The following is a 26,159-nucleotide window of genomic DNA, read 5'->3' as shown; positions in this document are numbered from 1 at the left end:
ATGACCATCGAGAAGCGGTCATCCGCATTCGAGTACGCGCCCGCGCCGGAGTCCCGCGCGGTCGTCGACATCGCCCCGTCGTACGGGCTCTTCATCGACGGCGAGTTCACCGAAGCGGCGGACGGCAGGGTCTTCAAGACCGTCAGCCCCGCCACCGAGGAGGTCCTCTCCGAGGTCGCCCAGGCCGGTGCCGAGGACGTCGACCGTGCCGTGAAGGCGGCCCGCAAGGCGTTCGAGAAGTGGTCGGCGCTGCCCGGCTCCGAGCGCGCCAAGTACCTCTTCCGCATCGCGCGGATCATCCAGGAGCGCTCCCGTGAGCTCGCCGTCCTGGAGACGCTGGACAACGGCAAGCCCATCAAGGAGACCCGCGACGCCGACCTCCCCCTGGTCGCCGCGCACTTCTTCTACTACGCGGGCTGGGCCGACAAGCTCGACCACGCCGGCTTCGGCGCGGACCCCTGCCCCCTCGGCGTCGCGGGCCAGGTCATCCCCTGGAACTTCCCGCTGCTGATGCTGGCGTGGAAGATCGCCCCGGCGCTGGCGACCGGCAACACGGTCGTGCTGAAGCCGGCCGAGACCACGCCGCTGAGCGCCCTGTTCTTCGCGGACATCTGCCGCCAGGCGGGCCTGCCCAAGGGCGTCGTCAACATCCTTCCGGGATACGGCGACGCGGGCGCGGCGCTCGTCGAGCACCCGGACGTGAACAAGGTGGCCTTCACCGGCTCCACCGCCGTCGGCAAGGCGATCGCCCGTCAGGTCGCGGGCACCGACAAGAAGGTCACGCTCGAACTGGGCGGCAAGGGCGCGAACATCGTCTTCGACGACGCCCCGATCGACCAGGCCGTCGAGGGCATCGTCAGCGGCATCTTCTTCAACCAGGGCCAGGTGTGCTGCGCGGGCTCCCGCCTGCTCGTCCAGGAGTCGATCCACGACGAGCTGCTGGACTCCCTCAAGCGCCGGCTGTCCACCCTGCGTCTGGGCGATCCGCTCGACAAGAACACCGACATCGGCGCGATCAACTCCGCCGAGCAGCTGGCGCGGATCACCGCGCTCGCGGACAAGGGCGAGGCCGAGGGCGCCGAGCGCTGGTCGCCGGCCTGCGAACTGCCCTCGTCCGGCTACTGGTTCGCGCCGACGCTGTTCACGAACGTCACCCAGGCGCACACCATCGCCCGGGACGAGATCTTCGGCCCGGTGCTGTCGGTCCTGACCTTCCGCACCCCGGACGAGGCGGTCGCCAAGGCCAACAACTCCCAGTACGGCCTGTCGGCGGGCATCTGGACGGAGAAGGGCTCCCGCATCCTGGCGGTGGCGAACAAGCTCCGCGCCGGTGTCGTCTGGTCCAACACGTTCAACAAGTTCGACCCGACCTCGCCGTTCGGCGGCTACAAGGAGTCGGGCTTCGGCCGCGAGGGCGGTCGTCACGGCCTGGAGGCGTACCTCGATGTCTGACCGTTTGAGCGTCTTCAAGACCTACAAGCTGTACGTGGGCGGGAAGTTCCCGCGTTCCGAGAGCGGCCGGGTGTTCGAGGTGACCGACTCCAAGGGCAAGTGGCTGGCGAACGCGCCGCAGTCGAGCCGCAAGGACGCCCGTGACGCGGTCGTCGCCGCGCGCAAGGCGTTCGGCGGCTGGTCCGGGGCGACGGCGTACAACCGCGGCCAGGTCCTCTACCGCGTCGCGGAGATGCTGGAGGGCCGCAAGGAGCAGTTCGTGCGGGAGGTCGCGGACGCCGAGGGGCTGTCGAAGTCGAAGGCCGCGGCCGTCGTGGACGCGACGATCGACCGGTGGGTCTGGTACGCGGGCTGGACGGACAAGATCGCCCAGGTCGTGGGCGGCGGCAACCCGGTCGCGGGCCCGTACTTCAACCTGTCCACGCCCGAACCGACGGGTGTCGTGGCGGTTCTGGCCCCGCAGGAGTCGTCCTTCCTGGGACTCGTCTCGGTGCTCGCCCCGGTGATCGCGACGGGCAACACGGCCGTCGTGGTCACCAGCGAGAAGTCCCCGCTCCCCGCGCTGTCGCTGGGCGAGGTGCTGGCGACCTCCGACGTCCCCGGCGGCGTCGTCAACGTGCTGTCGGGCCGGACCGCGGAGATCGCCGCGCCGCTGGCCGCGCACCAGGACGTCAACGCGATCGACCTCGCGGGCGCCGACGAGGCGCTGGCCAAGGAGCTGGAGATCGCCGCCGCGGACAATCTCAAGCGTGTCGTGCGTCCACAGGCTGTGGATTACTTTGCGACGCCCGGCATCGAGCGCCTCACGGCGTTCCTTGAGACGAAGACCGTCTGGCACCCGACCGGCGCGCTGGGCGCGTCCGGCTCGTCCTACTGAGGCCTTCGTCCCGCCTCGCACCGAGGACCCGGGACCCCGATCCGTGTCCCCGGGGTCCCGCACGACAGAGAGCCGCGCTTCCCTCCGTCCGGGGGGGAGCGCGGCTCTCTCGTGCCCGCCGTCAGCCGTGCAGCAGGCCCGTCGCCCGGCCGAGGACCGGGAGGCTGCCCACCGACGGCGCCTGTGCGAGCGGCCTGGTCAGCGCCTGCGACGACAGCGGCTTGAAGTCGGCGAGCTGTGTGCCCACCCCGTTGTCGAGCGGATCCACTCCGGTGCCGGCCAGCGGATTGGGCTTCAGTCCCTCCACAGGGCCGGTCACATAACCCACGGTGCCGGTCAGGGCCTTGACGCCCGCCTGCGGGTCGAGGTTGCCCATGGAGGTGGGCCGGGTGCGCATGACGTCCACGACGGGTGCCGCGTCCGCGAAGGCCGGGCTGGCCGCGGCCGCGCCGGCAGCGACCACCCCGACCGCGGCGGCGATGCGCACGGTGGTGCGGGCCATGGTGGTCTGCCGGGCTGCGTGTCGCGCCATCAGATTTCCTCTTCGAAGAGCGGAGAGCAATAGATACGACACGCACAGTAGTTGCTCGTGGTGCGTTCCGGGCCGTCCCGGCGGCGGATTCGCCCCTGCGGGTCATAGGGCATATCAGCGCCAGTCCCCGTGTGCGTCAGCCGTACCCCGTGCGTGGTGAAGTCGATCTCGGCCCGGTCCTGGTCGGCCATGGTGATGCCGCTGTGGAAACTGCTGCGGTCGGCGCCGGTGTGGACGTGGTGCACCCGTCCGGGGGGGTCAGCCCTTCGTACGAAGAGCAGCGCTCACTGAACAGGCGGCACGGCTCGCGCGCCGCCCGCCGAGGATGGCCGAGGCGAAGCCGCCCGCGGCGCGGGCGGGCGGCCAGGTCGTCGAGGTGTGGGCGACGAGCGGTGGGTCGCGCGACGGCGAGATGAAGGAGTTGGCGGCCATGCCGGCCGGGGCCCCCGGCCGGCATGGCCGTCCGGGCGGTGACCGGCACGACTCCGGCGCCGAACCGGCCGAGGATGTTCCCGAACTCGCGCTGCTCCATGGCCTGTTCGTGCGGGCGCACGGTGTCGGGCACACGCTGTGCCGGACTGTGCGTCCCGGACACGTGGGCCAGGAGCCGGAACCGGCCACGGAGTCCGTCACGGGCTGATACCGGCGGGGTCCGGGAGGGCCGGAAGACGGGGGATACTGTCCTGGAGGCGTCCGACGCGTGGCGAAGCCAGGCCGATTCACAGAAGGTCCACAACATTGGGTACCCAGCCCCCGATACCCACCCGTGTGGTGCTGCTCTGCGGCCCCTCCGGCTCCGGGAAGTCCCTTCTCGCGGCGGACTCCGGGCTCCCCGTCCTCCGCCTCGACGACTTCTACAAGGAAGGCACCGACCCGACGCTGCCGCTGGTCGAGGACAGCCAGGACATCGACTGGGACCATCCGCTGTCCTGGGACGCGGACACCGCGGTCGCCGCGATCGAGCAACTGTGCCGTACGGGAGGGACGACGATCCCCGTGTACGACATCTCGTTGAGCGCCCGTACCGGCAGCGAGACGTTGCGCTTCGAGCGGACGCCGTTGTTCATCGCGGAGGGGGTCTTCGCCGCGGAGATCGTGGAGCGCTGCCGGGAGCTGGGCCTGCTGGCGGACGCGCTGTGCCTGTCCCGCGGCCCGGTCACCACGTTCCGCCGCCGGTTCGTGCGCGATCTGCGCGAGGGCCGCAAGTCGGTGCCGTTCCTGCTGCGCCGCGGCTGGCGGCTGATGCGCGCCGAGCGCTCGATCGTGGCGCGCCAGACGGCGCTGGGCGCGCACCCCTGTGACAAGGCCGAGGCGCTGGGCCGGCTGTCCGCCGCTGCCGCCGGACGCCGGGTGACCGCGCGCCCGACGGCGGCATAGCGGCCCGGCGCCCGGTGGCGCGGGGCGGGTCAGCCGCCCGGGCAGCCCGCGGTGGCGCCGGACCAGCAGTGCGAGGACCACTTGTTGTCGTCCGAGCCGGTGAAGTTCGTGGAGGCGCCGGCCGGCACGCCCCACCTGTCGCCCGCCCAGTTGTCCAGCTGGTAGAACCACAGGTTGTTGTCGGGGTCCCTGTTCTTGGCCGCGCTCGCCTTGTTGTCGATGGTGGTCGACGTTCCGTGGAAGACGAGACCGCTGTAGCTCTTCTTGCTGGACAGCGTGTCGTAGATGCCGCCCGAGTAGTCGGCGAGGCGGTAGATGCAGGCTTCGTCCGTGTTGCAGGTGCCGTCGTTGCTGGCCGCCTGCGCGGGGGTCGTCGCGGCGAGGACCGCGGCGACGGACATCGCCGACGCGACCGCGAGAACGCGTGCGCTTCTCATTTCGTACCCTTCCTTCCGGCGCTGTGGGGCCCACCGCCCGTGCGGGCGGAGAGCGCCGTACTGCGCTCGTGACCCTGGCACACCGACCGGCGCCGTACCGGAACGCGTTCCGGTGAATGGCCGAAAGATCGTCGACCATGACCAGAAACCGCGTGCTCGAACTTCCATGCGACTGAGGCCACTTGACGGCCCGCATCACGAATGATCACCTGAAACATGCTCAACTGGACGAGACCGGCGACCCGTTCGGGGGCGACGATCACGGTGACGGCCGCCGTCGCGCTCCTCGCCACCGCCTGTTCCTCGGGCGAGCAGGCCCGGGGCGGACACGACGGGCGGGACGGCGAGGACAGCGCGCCCGCGGTCGTCACCTCCTTCGCCCACGCCCCGAAGGCGTACCCCCTGGACGCCTACCTCCCGGACGCACGGGAGACCGATGCCGTCGACCGTGCCGTCCTGGTCCTGGCCCGCTCCTGCATGAAGAAGTACGGCGTGAGCTGGCCCGCCCACCAGGCCCCCGCCGGTGAACTGCCACCGAACGCACGCAAGTACGGGCCCACGGATCTGGAGTCGGTCCGCGTCTACGGCTACGAGCCGCCGCTGCCCGACGGCGTCACCAAGCGGCAGGCCGTGGCGGCGCAGCAGCGAGGCGCGGCACAGGCGCTGACGATCACGGCCGCCGCGAAGGCCGTCTACACCGGTACCGCACAGCGGGCCGACAAGAAGAGCGGGGCGGCCGCGGCGCCGGTACCGGACGGGGTGCCCGAGGGCGGCTGCCACGGCGCGGCCCAGCGCGCCGCCCTGGCCGACCGGGCCGCCGACGATCTGATGGTCGTTCAGAAACTGTTCCTCGAAGCCTCCGCCACCACCCGCGAGGACGCCGCGGTCCGCGCTCTCGACAAGCGGTGGAGCGCCTGCATGGGCGAGTCCGGGCTGCGCTATCCCGACCCGCTCTCCGCGGTCGACGACACCACCTGGCGCAGCCGGCGGACGAGCCCGGACGGTCCGCACCCGGACTTCCCCGCTCCCTCGGCCGAGGAGATCAGGACGGCGGAGGCCGACGTGCGCTGCAAGAGCGCCACGGACTATGTGGTGACGCGGCACGACGTCGAGTCAGGGCACCAGAAGCGGCTGATCGGGCAGCACGAGGAGGCACTGGCCGCGGTCGCGGAACGCAAGCGGCGCATGGTCGAACGGTCGCGCTCGGTTCTCACGGACGCGAAGAAGAAGACCGAGTAGTCCGGGACGTGCGGGCACACGAAAAGAGGTCCAGGCGAACCCCCCGTCCGCCTGGACCTTCTCTCGTTTCCCCCGTGGTCCCCCGTGACCCCGTTGGTTCCCCCCGGCACCACTCCCCCGAGTGCTGCCTGTTTCCCCTTGCGTTCCCCCCCAGACCTTCAGGCGACGAGCTCCCCGAAGGACTCCTCCTCGTCACGGCCGAAGCTGAGGACCTCGTCCTCGCGCAGCCGGCGGAGGGACCGCCAGATGCTCGACTTCACCGTGCCGACACTGATGTCGAGGATGTCCGCGATCTCCGGATCGGTGCGGCCCTCGTAGTAACGGAGGACCAGCATCGTCCGCTGGAGCTCCGGCAGCCGGGCGAGCGCCTGCCACAGCACGGCGCGCAGCTCGGTGCCGCGCATCGCGTCCGTGTCACCGGCCGTCTCCGGCAGTTCCTCGGTCGGGTACTCGTTCAGCTTGCGGCGGCGCCACGCGCTGATGTGCAGGTTCGTCATGGTGCGGCGGAGGTAGCCCCCCACCGCGGCCTTGTCGCTGATCCGGTCCCAGGCCTTGTACGTCGAGAACAGCGCGCTCTGCAGCAGGTCCTCGGCCTCGAATCGGTCACCGGTGAGGTGATAGGCGGTTGCGTACAGGGAGGCACGACGCTCCTGGACGTAGGCGGTGAACGCCGCTTCCGCATTCGCCGTCTCCGCCGTCTGGCGGCGTTCCCCCGTGCCCTCCCCGTACGCGGCTCCCCCGTGAGCCTTTCCCCCGGCGGCGCCCGCGGCGGATGCCGCGGGGCTCTCCCCCGTGAACGCGTCAACCACCGTCATGTAGGCGGTGTGCTGACGCCCGGTGCCGCGAGCGCACCCCCGCCCGCTCACGGCACCGGACTTCTCCGTGACCCGGGCGACGTCGTGCAGACGCGTGACAACTGCGCTAGTGCTGGTGCTGTGCAGCGTGTTCATCTCGCGCCCCCCGTCGTGGAGTCCCGGTTCTTCGGTTCGTTCGCCGTACTGCCTTGCTCGTGTCGAAAAGCTTGCCCGGGGCACTTCATGGCCGTGTCCGCCGACTGTCACAGACCTGTCACAGGGCCCGGCGGTGGGCGCGCCCCAGGCCGATCACGGAGAAGAGCGGTACGACTACGCAGATGACCACTCGGGTCCTCCCCGCCACGCGGGAGGGCCCTCCTTCTGTGCGGGAGATGGATGGGAGCGCTCCAACGGTCGATACCCGGCCATGACATGGGCCAGAATGACGTTCGTGCCTTCCCTGTTGCTGATCGAGGACGACGACGCCATCCGTACGGCCCTGGAGCTCTCTTTGACGCGCCAGGGACACCGTGTGGCCACCGCTGCCACCGGCGAGGACGGTCTGAAACTGCTGCGCGAGCAGCGACCGGATCTGATCGTGCTGGACGTGATGCTGCCCGGCATCGACGGATTCGAGGTGTGCCGGCGCATCCGGCGCACCGACCAGCTGCCGATCATCCTGCTGACCGCGCGCAGTGACGACATCGACGTCGTGGTCGGCCTGGAGTCCGGCGCCGACGACTATGTCGTCAAGCCCGTGCAGGGGCGGGTGCTCGACGCCCGTATCCGTGCCGTGCTGCGACGCGGCGAGCGTGAGGCCAACGACTCGGCCACGTTCGGCTCGCTGGTCATCGACCGTGCCGCGATGACGGTCACCAAGAATGGCGAGGACCTCCAACTGACGCCCACCGAGTTGCGGTTGCTGCTGGAGCTGAGCCGCCGCCCCGGTCAGGCGCTGTCCCGCCAGCAGTTGCTGCGCCTGGTGTGGGAGCACGACTACCTGGGCGACTCGCGGCTGGTCGACGCGTGTGTGCAGCGGCTGCGCGCCAAGGTCGAGGACGTTCCCTCCTCCCCCACCCTGATCCGCACCGTGCGGGGCGTCGGCTACCGCCTGGACTCTCCGTCGTGAGCGACGCGAGGGCGGCCGCCGGGCCGCGCCCCGGCGGGGGCCGTCGTCGAACCCTCCGCGCACCGCGACCGCAGATCGTGTCCGGGCGCCGCACACGCGGGGAAGCGAGCGTTCTGACACCGTGACCAAACCGCAGGACGAGCTCCGCGGCTGGGCCGCGGCGCGCAAGGCGCTGCTGTCCGGCCTGCGTTTCACCAGCCTGCGGCTGAGGCTGGTCGTGGTGTTCGGGCTGGTCGCGCTCACGGCCGCCGTGTCGGCGTCGGGCATCGCGTACTGGCTCAACCGCGAGGCCGTGCTGACGCGTACGCAGGACGCGGTGCTGCGCGACTTCCAGCAGGAGATGCGCAACCACGCGAGCATGCTTCCGGTGCACCCCGGGCAGGACGAACTCCAGCGCACGGCCGGGCAGATGGCCAACAGCAGCCAGCGTTTCAGCGTGCTCCTGGTCGCCGAGGACAGCGCCGGCAGGACCGTCGTCGGCAACTCCGCGCTGGACACCTTCACGCTGGAGGACGTGCCCGAGTCCCTGCAGAAGGCGGTGAACAGGAAGCAGCCGCTGAACTCGAACAACAAGTCCGAGTACCACTTGTACTGGCAGCGCGTCACCGACAACGACAAGCCGTACCTCGTGGGCGGCGCCAAGGTGATCGGCGGCACCACCACCGGCTACATGCTCAAGTCCCTCGAACCCGAGGCGAAGGACCTCAACTCGCTCGCGTGGTCCCTGGGCATCGCCACCGGCCTCGCGCTGATCGGCTCCGCGCTGCTCGCCCAGGCCGCCGCGACCACGGTCCTCAAGCCCGTGCACCGACTGGGCATCGCGGCCCGCCGCCTCGGCGAGGGCAAGCTCGACACCCGGCTGCGGGTCTCCGGCACCGACGAACTCGCCGACCTGTCGAGGACGTTCAACCGTACGGCGGAAGCACTGGAGAAACGGGTCGCGGACATGAGCGCCCGGGACGAGGCCTCGCGCCGCTTCGTGGCGGACATGTCGCACGAACTGCGGACGCCGCTGACGGCGATCACGGCCGTCACCGAGGTCCTGGAGGAGGAGCTCGACGCGGAGACCGGCAGCGTCGACCCGATGATCGAGCCGGCCGTGCGCCTCGTCGTCAGCGAGACCCGCAGACTCGGCGACCTCGTCGAGAACCTGATGGAGGTCACCCGTTTCGACGCGGGCACCGCGCGCCTCGTCCTCGACGACGTGGACATCGCCGACCAGATCACGGCGTGCATCGACGCGCGGGCCTGGCTGGACGCGGTGGACCTGGACGCGGAGCGCGGCATCATGGCGCGCCTCGACCCGCGCCGCCTCGACGTCATACTGGCGAACCTGATCGGCAACGCCCTCAAGCACGGCGGCTCGCCGGTGCGGGTGGCCGTGCGGCTGGAGGGCGAGGAACTGGTCATCGAGGTGCGGGACCACGGTCCCGGCATCCCCGAGGACGTCCTGCCGCACGTCTTCGACCGCTTCTACAAGGCGAGCGCGTCACGCCCGCGCTCCGAGGGCAGTGGTCTCGGACTGTCCATCGCCCTGGAGAACGCGCACATCCACGGCGGCGAGATCACCGCGGCGAACTCCCCCGAGGGAGGAGCGGTGTTCACGCTGCGCCTGCCCCAGGACGCGTCGGAGCTGCTCGCCGACGACCCCCGGGACAGGAACGGGAACGGCACGGAAGGCACCGCCGGATGACCACCGCACGACCCCTCGGCCGGCGTGGCGTACGCCCCTGGCTGGCCGTCCCGCTGCTCGCCGCGCTGCTCGCGGGCTGCGGCATCCGCTCCACCCAGGTCCCCACGGACTTCGGCCCGGCGCCGTCACGGGTGCCCTGCGCCCTGTCGGGCCCCGACATCTCCACCCAGTCCTCGCGGGGGGTGCCGGTCCAGGTCTTCCTGCTGTGCTCGGCCCAGTTGGTCACCGTCGACCGCTCGGTCCGCATCCCGGACGGGACCGCGGAGGCGGCGCGCCGCGTCCTGGTCGCCCAGGGGCTCCTCGACGAGCTGGCCGAGACGCCCTCCCCGCCCGAGCAGCAGGCCGGTTACACCACGGACGTCCGCGGCGGCATGACGGTCAGCGGTCCCCGGGGCAGGGATCCCGAGGACACGCTCCGGCTGAGCACCCCGCCGGAGAACCTCACCCGGGCGGCGCTGGCCCAGATCGTCTGCACCTTCGCCGACTCGGCCGCGGCCGAGGAGGACGGCTCCGTGGTCCTCGGCGGCCCCGTGCCGGCCCCGCTGCGCAGCTACCAGTGCACCCCCGAGGTCCGCTCCGATCCCGGCACCAACGCGCCCCCGTCGTCGGCGGTCGAGGGGTAGGGAGTCCCCCACCCGGGTGGGGCCGGGGGTCCGGACGGGTCGAAAACCTCTCGCCCGGAACCGATCGTGCCGGGCGCCGCGTCTAGGGGGTCGTGCAGCGTCAAGGCTCAGACGGCGGCAGCGCCGTGACCCGCGTCCGTGTGGCAGGAGGTGTCCTCCTCGTCGCACACCTCGCCCTCGTCGCCTGGATCACACTGCGCCCGCTGGACGTCCCCTGGGTGAGCGCCGCCAATCTGCGGCCGTTCGCGGGGATCAGAGCCGACCTCGCACTGGGCCCCCGGGAGGCGGCCCGCCGCATCGCCGAGGGGATCGGCCTGCTCGCCCCGCTCGGGGTGCTGCTTCCCCTGGCCGGCGGCAAACTGGCCGTCTCCCGTCTCGGCTCCCTGGCCCGTACGGTCGCCGCGGGTGCCCTGATCTCGCTGGGCATCGAGCTCCTGCAGACCGGCGTACCCGGGCAGGTCGTGGACGTCGACTCCATGCTGCTCAACACGGTGGGCGTGGCCCTCGCCCACCTCGCCGTCGTGCCCGCGGTCCGCGCCCGGCTCCGCCGGCGGGCCGAGACCCGCGACGGTGCGGCCCTTCCCCGGGAGGACACGGCTCAGGGGCGGACCCCGACGATTCCCAGGGTCGGGATCGCACCGTAGAGCGAGGCCTGTCCCACTTCGTCCGCGTACCGTCGAAGACATCGGAGTCCAAAGAGTCCGGCACTCGTCGACGGTTCGCGAAGGAGCCACCATGACCGCCCTTGCCCGCCCCACCAACGGCCGCGTGATCGGCGGAGTGTGCGCCGCGCTGGCACGGCGCTTCGGCACCTCCGCGACCACGATGCGCGTCATCTTCCTGGTGTCGTGCCTGCTGCCCGGCCCGCAGTTCCTGCTCTACATAGCGCTGTGGATCCTGTTCCCGTCCGAGGACAAGGCCCGCACCGCCTGGTGAGCCGCCGCCTGCGCACGCGTCGATGGGGCGCACCCCAACCGGGGTGCGCCCCATCGGCGTTGGCACACGGCCGGCGTCAGCCGATCGGCAGACCGTTCACCGGGAGGCCGTGGGTGGGCAGTCCCTGCACCGGCAGGCCTCCGAGCAGTCCGGCCACCGGGGCGGTGGGCCCGTCGGCGAGAAGCTTCGCGGCGGCGGGCTGTGCGGCTGCCACACCCGTGCCGAGCGCGCTCTGCCCCTGGGTGAGCGCCTCACCGGCACCGGGCAGCGCCTTGGCGACGTTCTCGGCGGGCAGGGTCCGGGTGACCGTGTCCAGCGCCGCGGAGGTGTCCGGCACGGCCGGTGCCGCGTCGGCGGCACCCGCGCCGGCCGCTGCGAAGGCGGCACCGAGAGCGGCGACACCGAGGGTCTTGGCAGCAGACTGCTTCATTTCTAACGCGTCCTTGGATCCGTGAGACGGGGTGAGCGGTCCAAAAACGTAAACACGCGAGGCAACGCGTCGCAAACATCGAAAAACGGCCGAGTCATGAAGACGGGGTGAAGGACCGGCCGCCTCCCGTCTCCTCCCGTCAGGCCTGATTCGTCGCAGAACCGCTGGTGGAGGCGGTCTGCTGGAACAGCCATTCGGACTTCAGTTCTGCATATCCGGGCTTGATCACGTCATTGATCATGGCCAGCCGTTCATCGAAAGGAATGAATGCTGACTTCATAGCATTGACCGAGAACCATTGAATGTCGTCGAGCGTGTAACCGAATGCGTCGACAAGATGCTCGAATTCACGGGTCATGCTCGTACCGGACATGAGCCGGTTGTCGGTGTTCACCGTCGCACGGAAGTGCAGCCGTCGCAGCAGTCCGATCGGATGGGCGCCGTACGAGTCGGCGGCACCGGTCTGGAGGTTGGAGCTGGGGCACAGCTCCAGCGGGATGCGCTTGTCGCGGACGTACGAGGCCAGTCGCCCGAGCTCCACCGAGCCGTCCTCGCGCACCTGGATGTCGTCGATGATCCGGACGCCGTGGCCGAGCCGGTCGGCGCCGCACCACTGGAGGGCCTGCCAGATGGAGGGCAGTCCGAAGGCCTCGCCGGCATGGATGGTGAAGTGGTTGTTCTCGCGCTTGAGGTACTCGAAGGCGTCGAGGTGCCGGGTGGGCGGGTAGCCCGCCTCGGCACCGGCGATGTCGAACCCGACGACGCCCAGGTCGCGGTAGCGGTTGGCCAGTTCCGCGATCTCCAGGGCGCGGGCCGCGTGCCGCATGGCGGTCAGCAGCGCGCCGACCCTGATCCGGTGGCCGTTCTCCCGGGCGCGGCGCTCCCCTTCCCGGAAGCCCTCGTTGACCGCCTCGACGACCTCTTCGAGGGTGAGGCCGGCCTCCAGGTGCTGCTCGGGCGCGTAGCGGACCTCGGCGTAGACGACGCCGTCCGCGGCGAGGTCCTCGGCGCACTCGGCGGCGACCCGGACGAGGGCGTCCCGGGTCTGCATGACGGCGCACGTGTGGGCGAAGGTCTCCAGGTACCGTTCCAGGGAGCCGGAGTCCGCGGCCTCGCGGAACCAGACGCCGAGCTTGTCGGGATCGGTCTCGGGGAGGCCGGAGTATCCCGTCTCCTCGGCGAGTTCGACGATCGTGCCGGGGCGCAGGCCCCCGTCGAGGTGGTCGTGCAGCAGCACCTTGGGCGCCCGGCGGATCTGTTCCGAGCTCGGCGTGTTCTGGATCTGGCTCGTCATTTCCGCACTGTAGCCCCTACGCGCGTAGAACTCCTGTTGTACGAACCCGTCGATACGTAACGGTGACCGTGCGGACGGGTGGCGTACACCGTGGCTTCTGACACTGTTCTGTCATGGCACAGCAAGCGACGCCGGTTCGCGCGGCCCGGCTGGGGAGGGCGCTCGGCCCTGAGCCGACGGCGGTCAGCGCAGTGGTTCTGCTGCTCCCGGGCGGCGAGGAGAGCTCCGCCCGCAGGCCGTCCCCGATGATGGCGACCGCCTCGGTCCGGGCGCTGGGGCGCCGCCTCACCCGGGCCGGTCAGGCGGACGGCCTGGTCACGCACGTGGTGCACTACCGGTTTCGCGGCTGGAACGGCAGCGAGGCGCACCTGGCGCGCGACGCCTCCTGGGCCGTCGACGAGGTCGTACGCCGCTACGGCGACGTCGCCGTCTGCCTCGCCGGCATCGGCATGGGCGGCCGGGCGGCACTGCGCTCGGCCGGTCACTTCGCCGTCAACTCCGTCCTGGCGCTGGCCCCTTGGCTGCCCGAGGAGGACGTGGCGGCGCCGCCCGAACCGGTGAAGCAGCTGGCCGGCCGGCGGGTGCTGATCGTGCACGGCACCAACGACGAACGCACCGACCCGGAGCTGTCCTTCCGGCTCGCGGCGCGCGCGAAGAAGGCAAACCGCGACATCTGCCGTTTCGAGGTCCACGCCGACGGACACGCGCTGCACCAGTACCGGCACGAAGTCCTCGCCCTGGCCGAGGACTTCGTGCTGGGCACGCTGCTCGGGCACGCCTTCTCCCGGCCCGTGGAGGACGCGCTGGCGGCGCCGCCGCCGCTGGGCCTGCGTATGCCGCTGGCGGCGGGTTTCGGGCAGTCGCTGAAGCGGCGCTGAGATTCCCGCCGTGCCCGCCGTCCCCGTGGGCCGGGAGCCGGCGCGGGCTCCCGGCCGGGACGCAGGCGGGGCGCAGGCCGGGTGCCGGCGGGGCGCCGCGCGGGATGCCGTGCGGCCGGACAGCCGGTGGCCCGGTCAGTCCGGCAGGAGATGGCCTCGCCGGGACAGCAGGAACCTCTTGAACGCGGCCACCGGCGGGGTGTCCGGATGGCCGTCCAGCCAGGCCACCCCGATCTCGCGCACGGCGCGCGGAGCGGTGACGGTGAGCTCGACGACCCCTGGCCGGGCCACGGCCGGCGGCGGCAGCAGAGCCACGCCGAGGTCGGCGGCCACCAGCCCGCGCAGCGTCTCGGTCTCCTCCCCCTCGAAGGCGATCCGCGGTTTGAAGCCGGCCTCCCGGCACAGGTCGTCGGTGATGCGGCGCAGCCCGTAGCCGGGTTCGAGGGTCACGAAGGTCTCGTCCGCGGCCTCGGCGAGACGGATGCGCTTGCGGGAGGCGAGCCGGTGGTCGGTCGGCACAACGAGCCGCAGCTTCTGCTCGTCGAGGCGGCGGGCCACCAGATCGGGCGCGTCCGGCACGGGCGAGGTGAGGCACAGGTCCAGTTCGCCCGAGCGCAGCCGCTCCAGCATCGCCTCGCCGTAGTTCTGGACGAGGCTGAAGCGGACGCGGGGGTGATCGGCGCGAAAGGCGCGGATCAGTCCGGGAACGGTCTCCGACCCCATGGTGTGCAGGAAGCCGAAGGCGACCTTGCCGGTGGCCGGGTCGGCGTCCGCCCGCACCTCGTCGGCGGCGCGCTCGATCTCGGACAGGGCGCGCTCGACGGAGGCGAGGAAGGTGCGGCCCGCGGGCGTCAGCGAGACCGTACGGCCGCGGCGGGCGAACAGGTCGACTCCCAGGTCCTGTTCGAGCCTCACCATGGCCCGCGACAGCGTCGACTGCGGGACCCGCATCTCCTGGGCGGCCCGGGTCACATGCTCGATGCGGGCGACCCCGGCGAAGTACGCGAGGCGTGGCGCGAGCACCGCCGCGATGTCTTCTGTGTCACTGGACGGTGACAGGCGCGCCTCTGACCTTTTCTCATGCATCACAGGAACGATTATGACGATTCCATGCATTGGACGGATGAGCTGCGGCTGCTTAGTTTCGAGGTATGCCTTCCGCCAGTACCGGGGCGTCCACCACCCTGGACGCCGTCGCTCCGTCCGCTTCCGCCGCCTCCGCGCCCGTCTCCGGGGACGACACCCGCATGGCCCCGGGTGGGCCGGGATACCGCCGGATGAGTTTCGCCCTCTTCCTGGCGGGCGTCGCGACCTTCGCGCTCCTCTACTCCACCCAGGCCCTCCTCCCCCTCCTCTCCACGGACTTCGGGGTCACCGCGAGTGAGGCGAGCTGGACGGTGTCGGCCGCGACCGGCGCACTGGCCCTCTTCGTCCTGCCCATGAGCGCCCTGTCGGAGCGCTTCGGACGACGTACGTCGATGACGGCGTCCCTGGCGGTGGCGGTGACGGTCGGGCTGCTGGTCCCCTTCGCTCCCTCGATCGGCGCGCTGGTCGCGCTGCGCGCGGTGCAGGGCGCGGCACTGGCCGGGCTCCCGGCGTCGGCGACCGCGTACCTGGCCGAGGAGGTCCGCCCCAAGGCGCTGATCACGGCGATCGGCCTGTTCGTGGCGGGCAACAGCGTCGGCGGGATGAGCGGCCGGGTCATCACCGGCTGGGTCGCGCAGGAGTGGGGCTGGCGGGTCGCCGTCGGCGCGATCGGAGTGATCGCGGTGGCCTGCGCGATCGCGTTCCGGCTGCTGCTCCCCGCGCCCCGGCACTTCACGCCCGGGTCGCTGCGGCCGCGGGTGCTGGCCCGCACGGTCCGCGACCACCTCGCGAACCCCCTGCTGTGCCGGCTGTACGCGATCGGCGCGCTGTTCATGACGGTGTTCGGCGGGGTCTACACCGTGATCGGCTACCGGCTGACCGACGCCCCCTTCTCCCTCCCGCAGGGCATCGTCGGCTCGATCTTCCTCGTCTATCTGGTGGGCACCGTGTCCGCCTCGGCCGCGGGCCGGCTCGTCACCCGTCTCGGCCGCCGGGGCGCCCTCTACCTGGCGGGCGGCACGACCACCGCGGGGCTCCTGCTCTCCCTGGCCGACTCGCTTGCGACGGTCCTGACCGGGCTGGTCCTGATCACCGCGGGCTTCTTCGCCGGACACGCCGTGGCGTCGTCGTCCGTCAGCCACACCGCTCAGCGGGGGCGCGCCCAGGCGTCCGCGCTCTACCAGTCCGCGTACTACATCGGGTCCAGCGCCGGCAGCACGCTCGGGGCGGTCGCCTTCCACGCGGGGGGCTGGGCCGGGACCGTGGCCCTCGGCCTGTTCGCCGTCCTCGGCGTCGTCACCATCACCCTCTTCGGCTCTCACGCGGCCCGCGCCCACACCCGCACGGCGGCCACGGCCCACTGAGGTCCGCGGCCCCGCGCAGGAGAGTCCCAGCCCGTCCGGCGACCGAGGACGAGGCCGTCCGGGCCGCTGCGCGGGTTCGCGGACAAGCCCCCGGACACAGCCGGGAGCCCCGCAGCCTGCCCCCTTCCGAGCTGCGGGTTCGTCCACTCCGGGGGCCATTGTCAGTGGGCTGCGGTAGCTTCCGAGGTGCTGGCGCGACGACGCGCGGAACGGAACAGCCTCAGGGGTGGGTTGGCGATGAGCGACGGTACAGCGACGACGACAGACCTGGACGTCCGGCTGGAGAAGCACCGGGTCGAGCTGACGGGCTACTGCTATCGCATGCTCGGCTCCTCCTTCGAGGCCGAGGACGCGGTCCAGGACACGATGGTCCGCGCCTGGCGGAGCTACGACAAGTTCGAGGGCCGCTCCTCGATGCGGTCCTGGCTGTACCGCATCGCGACGAACGTCTGCCTGGACATGCTGAACGCGGGCAACCGAAGGGCTCGTCCCATGGACCTCTCCGCCCCCTCGCCGCTGGCCCAGGCGGCTCTCACCCCCCGCCCGGACAACACATGGCTGGAGCCTGTGCCCGACGCGCGTGTGCTCCCGAGCACCGCCGACCCGGCGGAGGCCGCGGTCGCGAAGGAGTCGGTGCGCCTCGCCTTCATGGCGGCCCTCCAGCAACTGCCGCCCAAGCAGCGTGCCGTGCTCATCCTGCGCGAGGTCCTCGCGTGGAAGGCGAGCGAGGTAGCCGAGCTCCTCGGCACCTCGGTCGCATCGGTCAACAGCGCTCTCCAGCGGGCTCGCGCGACGCTCGCCGACAGTGAAGCGGCGGGCGCCGACGCCACCGTGTCCGACCCGCTCGACGAGGAGCAGAGCAAGCTCCTGGAGCGCTATGTGGCCGCGTTCGAGGGGTACGACATGACGGCGCTGACGGCGCTGCTGCACGAGGACGCGATCATGACGATGCCGCCGTTCGACCTGTGGCTGCGCGGCACGGACGACATCACCGGATTCATGACGACCATGGGCGCCGCGTGCGAGGGCTCGCGGCTGGTGCCGGTCGAGGTGAACGGCCTGCCCGGCTTCGCGCAGTACAAGCCCGACCCGGAAGAGGGCGGGTTCACGCCCTGGGCGGTTCAGGTACTGGAGATCTCAAAGGGGCGCATCGCCGGTTTCCACTGCTTCCTGGACACCGCCCGCTGGTTCCCGCTCTTCGGGCTCCCCCTCCGTCTCGAAGCGGAGACCGACCAGGGCGAGTAAGCCGCGCAGCGCGGGGTCCGGGTCGCGAAGACGTATGCGGCCCCCCGCGCGCCGGGCGGTCAGCTCCAGTCGCGCCAGCGCGTCGACGACGGCCAGCCCCGGCGGACCGATCCCGGCGACGTCGCAGACCACGACCCCGCCCCCGGCCGCCTTCAGCCGGGCGAGCAGGTCGTCGCAGAGCCGGGGCACCTCGTCCCTGGTGACGAGTCCTGGCAGCACGAGTACCGCGGGTGTCGTGGAATCCACAGTCAGTAGACCGATCGGGAGCGGGGAACTCATCGCGTAGTCCGTAAAGGATCACATTGACCTGCGCCCAGCCTTCCCCGGAGGGTTAGGTGTATGCCACAAGAATCAGCGCCTTCCGCGATGGCCGACGGCTTCCTCACGGCCGGGGAGGTGCCGTGCAGGGGGTGCTGACGGGCTTCGCGGTCATCGCCGTGGTGATCGGCGTCGGGTATGTGATCGGCCGGCGCGGCCACCTCGGGGACAACGGCCGGGAGGTGCTGACGAAGCTCGCCTTCCATGTCGCCTCCCCCGCACTGCTGTTCACGACGCTCGCGCAGGCCGACCTGTCGGTCATCTTCTCCAGCCGCCTGCTGGTCACGGCGATGAGCACGGCCGCGGCGGCCGGTGTGTTCGTCGCGGTCGGCGTCGTACGCCGCTGGGGCGTGGGCCGCACGACGGTCGGCGCGCTCTGCTCCAGCTACGTCAACTCCGGGAACCTGGGCATCCCGATCGCCGTGTACGTGCTCGGCGACGCCTCGCTGGTGGCGCCCGTGCTGCTGTTCCAGCAGATCATGGTGACTCCCATCGCCCTCACCGTCCTCGACCTCACCGGGGGCGGCGAGAAGCGCCCCCTGTGGCAGCGGCTGCTCACCCCGCTGCGCAACCCCATCGCGGTCGGTTCGCTCGGCGGGGTCGCCGTGTCGGCGACCGGTCTGACCGTGCCGGGACCGATCCTCGACCCGCTCCAGCTGATCGGGGGCATGTCGGTGCCCGCGGTGCTGCTGGCGTTCGGCATCTCGCTGTGCGGCAGCAGCATGCCGGGGCGCGGCTTCGACGGGCATCCGGTGCTGCTCTCCGTCGCCTTGAAGGCGGTCGGCCAGCCGCTCGCCGCCTGGGCGCTGGCCGTCGGCGTGTTCGGGCTGCACGGCGCGCCGCTGCTCGACGTGGTGGTCACCTCGGCCCTGCCCGCCGCGCAGAACCTGTTCACGTACGCCTCGCGCTACCGGGTCGGCGAGACCCTGGCCCGCGAGTCGATCCTGCTGTCGACGATCCTCGCCGTGCCGGTCCTCGTGGTGGTCGCGGCCGTGCTGGGCTGACGCCGGAACGCCGACGGGGCCGGCGCCGAAGCGCCGGCCCCGTCGGGGTCGTTCCGCTCAGGCGATCCGGCCGAGCACGATCGGCGTCGCCGTGAAGTCCGTGCCGGCGTCCGCGATGTCGTACGAACCGTCGACCGCCTGCAGCGCGTACTCGAAGCGCTCCGGGGTGTCGGTGTGCAGGGTGAGCAGCGGCTGGCCCGCGGTCACCGCGTCGCCCGGCTTGGCGTGCAGTTCCACCCCCGCGCCGGCCTGCACCGGGTCCTCCTTGCGGGCGCGGCCGGCGCCGAGGCGCCAGGCGGCGATGCCGATGTCGTACGCGTCGAGACGGGTCAGCACGCCGGAGGCCGGGGCGGTCACCACGTGCCGCTCACGGGCGACGGGCAGCGCGGCGTCCGGGTCGCCGCCCTGCGCGGCGATCATGCGGCGCCACACGTCCATCGCGGAGCCGTCGGCCAGCGCCTTCGCCGGGTCCGCGTCCTTGATGCCGGCGGCGTCGAGCATCTCGCGCGCGAGCGCGACGGTGAGGTCGACGACGTCGGCCGGGCCGCCGCCCGCCAGGACCTCCACGGACTCGCGGACCTCCAGGGCGTTGCCCGCGGTCAGGCCGAGCGGCGTGGACATGTCGGTGAGCAGCGCGACCGTCTTCACCCCGTGGTCGGTGCCGAGGCCCACCATCGTGGACGCCAGCTCCCGCGCGTCCTCGATGGTCTTCATGAAGGCGCCGGTCCCGACCTTCACGTCCAGGACGAGCGAACCCGTGCCCTCCGCGATCTTCTTCGACATGATCGAGGAGGCGATCAGCGGGATCGCCTCGACCGTGCCGGTCACGTCGCGCAGCGCGTACAGCTTCTTGTCCGCGGGGGCCAGGCCGTCGCCCGCCGCGCAGATCACCGCGCCGGTCGTGTCGAGGACCTCCAGCATCTCCTCGTTGGACAGCAGCGCGCGCCAGCCGGGGATGGACTCCAGCTTGTCGAGCGTGCCGCCGGTGTGGCCGAGGCCGCGTCCGGACAGCTGCGGGACCGCGGCGCCGCAGGCGGCCACGAGGGGTGCCAGCGGGAGCGTGATCTTGTCGCCGACGCCACCCGTCGAGTGCTTGTCGGCCGTCGGGCGGGACAGCGAGGAGAAGTCCATGCGCTCGCCGGAGGCGATCATCGCCGCGGTCCAGCGGGCGATCTCGCGGCGGTTCATGCCGTTGAGCAGGATCGCCATGTTGAGCGCGGCCATCTGGTAGTCGGCGACCTCGCCGCGGGTGTACGCGTCGACGACCCAGTCGATCTGCGCGTCACTGAGCTCACCGCGGTCCCGCTTGGTGCGGATGACGGAGACGGCGTCCATGGCCATGGCTTTCCTTCCGAAGAAATGGGCGGCCCCTCCCGGCGGGATCAGGAGATCACAGGACCGGGAGGGGCCGCGGGAATCACTGGGCGAGATGGCCTGGCCCGAAGGCCTGCGGCAGCATCTCGGAGAGCGGCAGGACGCCGGCCGGGGTCTCCAGCAGCAGCTCGGGGCCGCCGAACTCGAAGAGCAGTTGGCGGCAGCGTCCGCACGGGACGAGGATCTCGCCCTGCCCGTCGACACACGTGAAGTGCGTCAGCCGGCCGCCGCCCGTGTTCTGCAGCTGGGAGACCAGACCGCACTCCGCGCACAGCCCGAGCCCGTACGAGGCGTTCTCGACGTTGCAGCCGGAGACGGTCCGGCCGTCGTCGACGAGGGCCGCGCAGCCGACCGGGTAGCCCGAGTACGGGGAGTACGAGCGGGACATGGCGTCCCGCGCGACGACCCGCAGGGCCGCCCAGTCGACGGCCGCGGATCCCGCGCCGGCGGCGGTCACTTGCCCTGTCCCTTCCGGTACGGCATGCCGTCCGCCTTCGGCATCCGCAGGCGCTGCGCCGAGAGCGAGAGGACGAGCAGGGTGATGACGTACGGGGTGGCCGAGACGATCTGGTTCGGCACCTCGTCGGTGAGGGAGTACCAGAGGAACACGAGCACACCGACGGCCAGGGTGATCACGGAGGTCACGTACTTCTTCTTGACCACCGACCAGATCGCGCCGATGACGAGCAGGATGGCGCCGAGGAGAAGCAGCGCGTGGACGTTCTCGGCGCCGCCGCGCAGGTTGAGGCTGTCGGTGTAGCCGAACAGGCCCGCGCCGATGGCGAGTCCGCCCGGCATCCAGTTGCCGAAGATCATCGCGGCGAGACCGATGTAACCGCGGCCGCTGGTCTGGCCCTCCAGGTAGAAGGGGTTGGCGACGATCGACAGGAAGACACCGCCGAGGCCGGCCAGGCCACCGGAGATGATCACGGCCAGGTACTTGTACTTGTAGACGTTGACACCGAGCGACTCGGCCGCGATCGGGTTCTCGCCGCAGGACCGCAGGCGCAGACCGAAGGGCGTGCGCCAGAGGACCCACCAGGTGGCGGGGATCAGCGCGACGGCGATCAGGGTCAGCCAGGAGACGTTGGTGACCAGGCCGCCGAGCAGACCCGCGATGTCCGAGAGGAAGAACCAGCCCTTGGAGTTGAGCGTGCTGAGCCAGTCGGAGAGTCCTGGCACCGTGAAGTGGCCGAGGGACTCGACCGGCGGGGACTGCTTGGCCGAGCCGCCCTGGACGCCCTCGAAGGCGAGGGGGGCGAGGTAGCGGGTGGCACCGAGCGCCAGGATGTTGATGGCCACACCGGAGACGATGTGGTTGACGTTGAAGGTGACGGTGATGATCGCGTGCAGCAGGCCGCCGATCGCGCCGCCGATGATGCCGACCAGGACACCGGTCCACGGACCCCACTGGTAGCCGGCCCAGGCCCCGAACCAGGTGCCGAGGATCATCATGCCTTCGAGGCCGATGTTGACGACGCCCGAGCGCTCCGCCCAGAGACCACCGAGACCGGCGAGGCCGATCGGCACGGCCAGCTGGAGCGCGGTCGACATCTGACTGACGTTGGTGATGCCGTCGGCGCCCGTGATGATGCGGACGATCGAGGTCAGCGCCAGGCCGCCCGCGATGACCAGCAGGAGGACGGGGAGCGACAGCCGGCGGCTGCCGGGTGCCGCGGGCTGCAGCGTGGGCTGGTTGACGTCGGTTGCGGTGGTCATCGGCCAGCCACCTCCTTCTCGGTGTTGTTGGCGGCGCCGAGGACGTGGCCCGCGGCGAGTTCCGCGCCGACACGGCGCTGCTGACGACGCAGACCCCACTCGCGCACGGCCTCGTACGAGACGACGACCGCGATCACGATCAGGCCCTGCATGATGACCGCGATCTCCTTGTCGTAGCCGTGGAAGTCGAGCTCGGGCGACGCCTTGTCGAGCCAGGCCCACAGCAGGGCCGCGAAGGCGATGCCCACCGGGCTGTTGCGGCCGAGCAGCGCGATGCCGATGCCGAGGAAGCCGATGCCGGTCGGGAAGTTCAGGCTGTAGGTGTGCGTGTCGCCGAGCAGGATCGGCAGGCCCGCGAGGCCGGCCATACCACCGGAGACGAGCATGGCGGTGAGCACCATGCGCTTGGGGTCCACACCACTGGCCGAGGCGGCGCTCTCCGAGGCGCCCGAGGCGCGCAGGTCGAAGCCGAAGCGGGTGCGGTTGAGGACGACCCAGTAGCCGATGCCGAGGAGGACGGCGAGGATCACGAGGCCGTAGATCTCTCCTGCCTCGCCCATGTTGAAGCCGGGCACCCAGCCCGACTCGTGCATCTCGCCGGTGGTGTTGTTGTTGCCGACCTTGACGCCGAAGACGCTGGGCAGCCACAGGTAGGCGATGACGGAGGTCGCGATCGCGTTGAGCATGATCGTCGCGACGACCTCGCTGACCCCGCGGGTGACCTTGAGGACACCGGCGATACCGGCCCAGAACGCGCCGGTGAAGACCGCGGTCAGGATCAGCAGCGGGACCTGGAGCGCCGCGGGCAGCGCGACGTGGGCGCCGACGACCGCGGCCATCATGGCGGCGAGCTGGTACTGCCCGTCCACACCGATGTTGAACAGGTTCATCCGGAAGCCGATGGCCACCGCGAGGGCCGCGATGTAGTACAGCGAGGCCTGGTTGATGATCAGGACCTGGATGTCGGAGAACGTGGCCTGCTCGAACATGATCGAGTACGGCTCGATCGGGTTCTTGCCCGATGCGATCAGCACGACCGAGGTCAGCGCCACGGCCACGACGAGCGCGATGACCGGCCCGGCCACCGCGAGGAGCAGGCGCTCCTTGTCGAACTTCTTCATCAGCGGGCCTCGTCTTCCGGGGCGTCTGCCGGGGTTTCGGCGTGCTCTTCGAGCTCCGCCTGCGCTGCGAGCTCTTCGTTCTCGAGGTGTCCGGAGGCGGCGCCGGTCATGGCCGAGCCGAGTTCCTCCGGGGTGATGGTGGCCGGGTCGGCGTCCGCGACGAGCCGGCCGTTGTAGATCACCCGGAGCGTGTCGGACAGGCCGATCAGCTCGTCCAGGTCCGCGGAGATCAGCAGCACGGCCAGGCCCTCACGGCGCGCCGCACGGATCTGGTCCCAGATCTGCGCCTGTGCGCCGACGTCCACACCACGGGTGGGGTGGGCGGCGATCAGGAACTTCGGGTTGTGGCTCATCTCGCGGCCGACGATCAGCTTCTGCTGGTTGCCGCCGGACAGGGAGGCGGCGGTGACGTCGATGCCGGGCGTACGGACGTCGTACTCCTTGACGATCCGCCTGGTGTCCTCCTGGGCGCCCTTGATGTCGAGCCAGACGCCCTTCGCGTTGGGCTTCTCGGTGACGTGACCGAGGATGCGGTTCTCCCAGAGGGGGGCTTCCAGGAGGAGGCCGTGCCGGTGGCGGTCCTCGGGGATGTAGCCGATGCCCTGCTCGCGGCGCTTGCGGGTGGCCCAGGCGGTGATGTCCTCGCCGAGGAAGGAGATGGAGCCGGAGTCGGCGCGCTTGAGGCCGATCAGCGCGTCGATGAGCTCGGTCTGGCCGTTGCCCTCGACGCCGGCGATGCCCATGACCTCGCCCGCGTGGATGGTGAAGGTGACGTCGTCGAGGACGCGCTTCACCGCGTCGGCGGTCTCGGCCATGTCCTCCGCGACCAGGCCGCTGTCCGGCGTGGGCTCGGCGAGGTCGCCGAGGGAGGCGCCACCGCTGGCGAAGGCCGTGAGGCCCTTGACCTGGATGACCGGCTGGTCCGTGACCGTCGACTCCGCGGTCTCCGGCGTGGGCAGCTCGCTGCCGACCATCAGTTCGGCGAGCTGGCGGGGCGTCGTCTCGGAGGGTACGGCGGTGCCGACCGTCGTACCGCGCCGGATGACGGTGATGTCGTCGGCGACCGACAGCACCTCGCCCAGCTTGTGCGAGATGAAGATGACGGACAGGCCCTCGGACTTGAGCTCGCGCAGGTTGTCGAAGAGTGCGTCGACCTCCTGCGGCACGAGTACGGCAGTGGGCTCGTCCAGGATCAGGATGCGGGCGCCGCGGTAGAGAACCTTGAGGATCTCCACACGCTGACGGTCGGCGACACCGAGGTTCTCGACCAGGACGTCGGGGCGGACGCCGAGGCCGTAGCGCTCGGAGATCTCCGCGATCTTGCGGCGGGCCTTGGCGCCGATGCCGTACAGCTTCTCGCTGCCCAGGACGACGTTCTCCAGGACGGTGAGGTTGTCGGCCAGCATGAAGTGCTGGTGGACCATGCCGATGCCGCGCACGATGGCGTCGGCGGGCGACGAGAAGGTGACCTGCTCGCCGTCGACGGCGATGGTGCCCTCGTCCGGCTTCTGCATGCCGTAGAGGATCTTCATCAGCGTCGACTTGCCGGCACCGTTCTCGCCGACGAGCGCGTGGACCGTGCCCTTGCGGACGCTGAGGTGGATGTCGTGGTTGGCCACGACACCGGGGAACCGCTTGGTGATCCCGGCGAGTTCGACAGCGGTCACCTGACCGTTGACCGCGCCGGCCGGAGGGCTGCTGGACGCGTTGATGGCGCACTCTCCTGAGGGAAAGGGGGTCGTCTACGCGCGTAGCGCCCCTACGGCAACGAAGGGGGCCACGCCCCGCGAGAACGGGATACGGGGAGCCAGACTCCTCGTATCCCGTTGAGCGGACGTAACCCCGCGGTTACCAAGCGGCTCCGAGGCAGGACGGGCGCGCCCCCGTGCCGGATGGCAGGGGGAGACGCCTGTACGTCCTCGGGGCCGCATGGCTGCTCCTGAGGTCTTGCTCGTCAGCTGGTCTTGACCTTGATCTCGCCGCTGATGATCTTCTCCTGGGCCGCCTTGACGGCGTCCTGGATCGCCTTGTTGCTCTTGAACTCCGGGTTGGAATCGGCCAGGCCGACCTCACCGGTCTTCAGATCGCCCCGTACGATACCGTTCTCCGGCTTGCCGTCCTCGACCGACTTGGCAAGGTTGTACACGGCACTCGCCACGTTCTTGGTCGCCGAAGTCAGGATCGAGTCCTTGTACTTGCTCAGGGCTTCCTGCTTGTACTGGTCGGAGTCGACACCGATCGCCCACACCTTGTTGGCGGCGGCAGCCTCGATGACGCCCTGACCGGACAGACCGGCGGCTGCGTAGACGACGTCGGCCTTCTTCTCGATCTGGCCCTCGGCGGCCGTCTTGCCCTTGTCGGGGCTGGAGAAGCCACCCTCCTCGGCGGTCTGCGTCAGGTACTGGGAGAGGACCTTGACGCCCGGCTTGGTGTCCTTGACGCCCTGCTCGAAGCCCGCCTCGAACTTGTGGATCAGCGGAACGTCCACGCCGCCCACGAAGCCGACCGTGTCGGACTTGGTGGCCTTGGCGGCCGCGACACCGGCGAGGTAGGAGGCCTCCTGCTCGGAGAAGACCAGGTCCGCGACGTTCTTCGACGTGACGGTGGAGTCGTCGACGATGCCGAAGGTGGTGTCGGGGTACTTCTCCGCGGCGGCCTTGATGGCCGGGCCGTAGGCGTAGCCGATGCCGATGACCGGGTTGTAGCCCTGCTTGGCAAGCGAGACCAGGCGCTGGGTCTTGTCCGCGTCCGTCTCGCCGTCGGTCGGCTCGAGGTCGGCGGTGGCGTACTTGAACTCCGCCTTCGCCTTCTTCAGACCCTCGAACGCGGCGTCGTTGAAGGACTGGTCGCCCTTGCCGCCGACGTCGTACGCGATGGCGAGGCCCTTGTCACCCTTGCTGTCCGAGGACGAGCTGGAGGTCGAGGTGCCGCCACAGGCGGAGAGGGCGAGGGCGAGAGAGGCGGTCGCAGTACCTGCGAGCGCGATGCGGGTAACCCGGCGCATGTGTTGTGCTCCTGTCGTACAAGCGCCTGACGGTTCAGCTTCGGCGCTGGCTTCGCCGCACAGTAACGCGCGTAGACCAACTAGAAAACCCCTTCTGTCCACCTTGTTATCCGGCTGTGCCCGACGCCACGTGCGCGCCGGACGCAGGCTTGCCGAACGCAAAGGTGCTGTGGCGGTGGGTGACCTGCGCGGGGCACACGAGAGCGGGCGGGCACCCATGGTGCCCGCCCGCT

Annotated in this window: 27 protein-coding genes; 14 read left to right on the top strand and 13 right to left on the bottom strand. The window is 70.8% G+C overall.

Features of this window, described 5'->3' with window-relative positions; translation table 11 throughout:
• Entirely contained in the window at positions 1–1,452 is a 1,452-nt protein-coding gene (locus tag H305_RS0125970; protein WP_037765344.1) for an aldehyde dehydrogenase family protein, read from the top strand.
• Complete coding sequence (locus H305_RS0125965) at positions 1,445–2,329, top strand: aldehyde dehydrogenase family protein (RefSeq protein ID WP_028802981.1); 885 nt, start codon at positions 1,445–1,447, stop codon at positions 2,327–2,329. Before H305_RS0125970 ends, H305_RS0125965 begins: the two co-directional genes overlap by 8 nt.
• A gap of 121 nt (positions 2,330–2,450) precedes the next feature.
• Here the strand turns inward: H305_RS0125965 and H305_RS0125960 are convergent, their stop codons facing one another.
• Positions 2,451–2,861 (bottom strand): hypothetical protein, encoded by a 411-nt coding sequence (locus H305_RS0125960; protein WP_028802980.1) that lies wholly within the window; start codon positions 2,859–2,861, stop codon positions 2,451–2,453.
• Between the two features lie 325 nt (positions 2,862–3,186).
• On the opposite strand from H305_RS0125960, the gene H305_RS53500 reads away from it, so the two are divergent.
• Positions 3,187–3,501 (top strand): hypothetical protein, encoded by a 315-nt coding sequence (locus H305_RS53500; RefSeq protein WP_028802978.1) that lies wholly within the window; start codon positions 3,187–3,189, stop codon positions 3,499–3,501.
• A gap of 98 nt (positions 3,502–3,599) precedes the next feature.
• Entirely contained in the window at positions 3,600–4,238 is a 639-nt protein-coding gene (locus tag H305_RS0125945; protein WP_078629254.1) for a uridine kinase family protein, read from the top strand.
• 29 nt (positions 4,239–4,267) lie between these two features.
• Here the strand turns inward: H305_RS0125945 and H305_RS0125940 are convergent, their stop codons facing one another.
• Positions 4,268–4,675 carry a peptidase inhibitor family I36 protein gene (locus H305_RS0125940; protein ID WP_028802976.1) on the bottom strand — a complete coding sequence of 136 codons (408 nt, stop codon included), beginning with the start codon at positions 4,673–4,675 and terminating at the stop codon, positions 4,268–4,270.
• A gap of 216 nt (positions 4,676–4,891) precedes the next feature.
• Here H305_RS0125940 and H305_RS0125935 point away from each other — a divergent pair, with 216 nt between their 5' ends.
• A complete protein-coding gene (locus H305_RS0125935) occupies positions 4,892–5,914 on the top strand; it encodes a hypothetical protein (RefSeq protein ID WP_028802975.1) in 1,023 nt (340 codons plus the stop codon).
• A 158-nt stretch (positions 5,915–6,072) separates the two neighbouring features.
• Here H305_RS0125935 and H305_RS0125930 read toward each other — a convergent pair whose 3' ends face one another.
• The gene (locus tag H305_RS0125930) at positions 6,073–6,864 is read right to left on the bottom strand and encodes a SigE family RNA polymerase sigma factor (RefSeq protein ID WP_028802974.1); all 792 of its coding nucleotides are present in this window, start codon (positions 6,862–6,864) and stop codon (positions 6,073–6,075) included.
• Between the two features lie 295 nt (positions 6,865–7,159).
• On the opposite strand from H305_RS0125930, the gene afsQ1 reads away from it, so the two are divergent.
• The 5 genes from afsQ1 (at position 7,160) to H305_RS0125905 (ending at position 11,089) form a co-directional block, all read left to right on the top strand.
• The gene (afsQ1, locus tag H305_RS0125925) at positions 7,160–7,837 is read left to right on the top strand and encodes a two-component system response regulator AfsQ1 (RefSeq protein WP_028802973.1); all 678 of its coding nucleotides are present in this window, start codon (positions 7,160–7,162) and stop codon (positions 7,835–7,837) included.
• A 121-nt stretch (positions 7,838–7,958) separates the two neighbouring features.
• Positions 7,959–9,530 (top strand): sensor histidine kinase, encoded by a 1,572-nt coding sequence (locus tag H305_RS0125920; RefSeq protein ID WP_028802972.1) that lies wholly within the window; start codon positions 7,959–7,961, stop codon positions 9,528–9,530.
• On the top strand, positions 9,527–10,153 hold the full coding sequence (locus H305_RS0125915) for a hypothetical protein (protein ID WP_037765339.1): 627 nt from the start codon (positions 9,527–9,529) through the stop codon (positions 10,151–10,153). The genes H305_RS0125920 and H305_RS0125915 overlap by 4 nt, the downstream gene beginning before the upstream one ends.
• Before the next feature lie 92 nt (positions 10,154–10,245).
• A complete protein-coding gene (locus H305_RS0125910) occupies positions 10,246–10,797 on the top strand; it encodes a VanZ family protein (RefSeq protein WP_028802970.1) in 552 nt (183 codons plus the stop codon).
• A 91-nt stretch (positions 10,798–10,888) separates the two neighbouring features.
• Entirely contained in the window at positions 10,889–11,089 is a 201-nt protein-coding gene (locus H305_RS0125905; protein WP_028802969.1) for a PspC domain-containing protein, read from the top strand.
• Positions 11,090–11,165: 76 nt separating this feature from the next.
• Here the strand turns inward: H305_RS0125905 and H305_RS0125900 are convergent, their stop codons facing one another.
• Both H305_RS0125900 and H305_RS0125895 read right to left on the bottom strand, forming a co-directional pair.
• A complete protein-coding gene (locus tag H305_RS0125900; protein ID WP_028802968.1) occupies positions 11,166–11,519 on the bottom strand; it encodes a hypothetical protein in 354 nt (117 codons plus the stop codon).
• A 139-nt stretch (positions 11,520–11,658) separates the two neighbouring features.
• Complete coding sequence (locus H305_RS0125895; protein WP_028802967.1) at positions 11,659–12,813, bottom strand: adenosine deaminase; 1,155 nt, start codon at positions 12,811–12,813, stop codon at positions 11,659–11,661.
• Positions 12,814–12,926: 113 nt separating this feature from the next.
• Between H305_RS0125895 and H305_RS0125890 the strand changes: the two genes are divergently transcribed.
• Positions 12,927–13,691, top strand: a complete 765-nt coding sequence (locus tag H305_RS0125890; RefSeq protein ID WP_028802966.1) for an alpha/beta hydrolase — start codon at positions 12,927–12,929, stop codon at positions 13,689–13,691.
• A gap of 135 nt (positions 13,692–13,826) precedes the next feature.
• Here H305_RS0125890 and H305_RS0125885 read toward each other — a convergent pair whose 3' ends face one another.
• Entirely contained in the window at positions 13,827–14,777 is a 951-nt protein-coding gene (locus H305_RS0125885) for a LysR family transcriptional regulator (RefSeq protein WP_078629252.1), read from the bottom strand.
• A gap of 65 nt (positions 14,778–14,842) precedes the next feature.
• On the opposite strand from H305_RS0125885, the gene H305_RS0125880 reads away from it, so the two are divergent.
• Entirely contained in the window at positions 14,843–16,141 is a 1,299-nt protein-coding gene (locus H305_RS0125880; RefSeq protein WP_028802964.1) for an MFS transporter, read from the top strand.
• A gap of 237 nt (positions 16,142–16,378) precedes the next feature.
• A complete protein-coding gene (locus H305_RS0125875) occupies positions 16,379–17,386 on the top strand; it encodes a sigma-70 family RNA polymerase sigma factor (protein ID WP_028802963.1) in 1,008 nt (335 codons plus the stop codon).
• On the opposite strand, the gene H305_RS51010 is transcribed toward H305_RS0125875, so the two are convergent.
• Entirely contained in the window at positions 17,279–17,665 is a 387-nt protein-coding gene (locus tag H305_RS51010) for an STAS domain-containing protein (RefSeq protein ID WP_078629251.1), read from the bottom strand. The two genes, H305_RS0125875 and H305_RS51010, sit on opposite strands and share 108 nt — an antisense overlap.
• A gap of 122 nt (positions 17,666–17,787) precedes the next feature.
• On the opposite strand from H305_RS51010, the gene H305_RS0125870 reads away from it, so the two are divergent.
• A complete protein-coding gene (locus tag H305_RS0125870; protein ID WP_028802962.1) occupies positions 17,788–18,708 on the top strand; it encodes an AEC family transporter in 921 nt (306 codons plus the stop codon).
• A 57-nt stretch (positions 18,709–18,765) separates the two neighbouring features.
• On the opposite strand, the gene H305_RS0125865 is transcribed toward H305_RS0125870, so the two are convergent.
• From H305_RS0125865 to H305_RS0125840, 6 genes are all read right to left on the bottom strand, one after another.
• Positions 18,766–20,049, bottom strand: coding sequence for a thymidine phosphorylase (locus H305_RS0125865; protein WP_028802961.1), 1,284 nt, complete (start codon positions 20,047–20,049; stop codon positions 18,766–18,768).
• A gap of 76 nt (positions 20,050–20,125) precedes the next feature.
• Complete coding sequence (locus H305_RS0125860) at positions 20,126–20,539, bottom strand: cytidine deaminase (protein WP_028802960.1); 414 nt, start codon at positions 20,537–20,539, stop codon at positions 20,126–20,128.
• Complete coding sequence (locus H305_RS0125855) at positions 20,536–21,801, bottom strand: ABC transporter permease (protein WP_028802959.1); 1,266 nt, start codon at positions 21,799–21,801, stop codon at positions 20,536–20,538. Before H305_RS0125855 ends, H305_RS0125860 begins: the two co-directional genes overlap by 4 nt.
• Positions 21,798–22,922, bottom strand: coding sequence for an ABC transporter permease (locus H305_RS0125850; RefSeq protein WP_028802958.1), 1,125 nt, complete (start codon positions 22,920–22,922; stop codon positions 21,798–21,800). The genes H305_RS0125855 and H305_RS0125850 overlap by 4 nt, the downstream gene beginning before the upstream one ends.
• Positions 22,922–24,589 (bottom strand): ABC transporter ATP-binding protein, encoded by a 1,668-nt coding sequence (locus H305_RS0125845; protein ID WP_028802957.1) that lies wholly within the window; start codon positions 24,587–24,589, stop codon positions 22,922–22,924. Before H305_RS0125845 ends, H305_RS0125850 begins: the two co-directional genes overlap by 1 nt.
• Before the next feature lie 287 nt (positions 24,590–24,876).
• Complete coding sequence (locus tag H305_RS0125840) at positions 24,877–25,926, bottom strand: BMP family lipoprotein (RefSeq protein ID WP_028802956.1); 1,050 nt, start codon at positions 25,924–25,926, stop codon at positions 24,877–24,879.
• Positions 25,927–26,159: the final 233 nt, after the last annotated feature.

This window comes from Streptomyces sp. 142MFCol3.1, from assembly GCF_000424945.1.
Taxonomy (GTDB): Bacteria; Actinomycetota; Actinomycetes; order Streptomycetales; family Streptomycetaceae; genus Streptomyces; species Streptomyces siamensis.
This window is presented reverse-complemented; position numbering and strand designations above follow the sequence as displayed.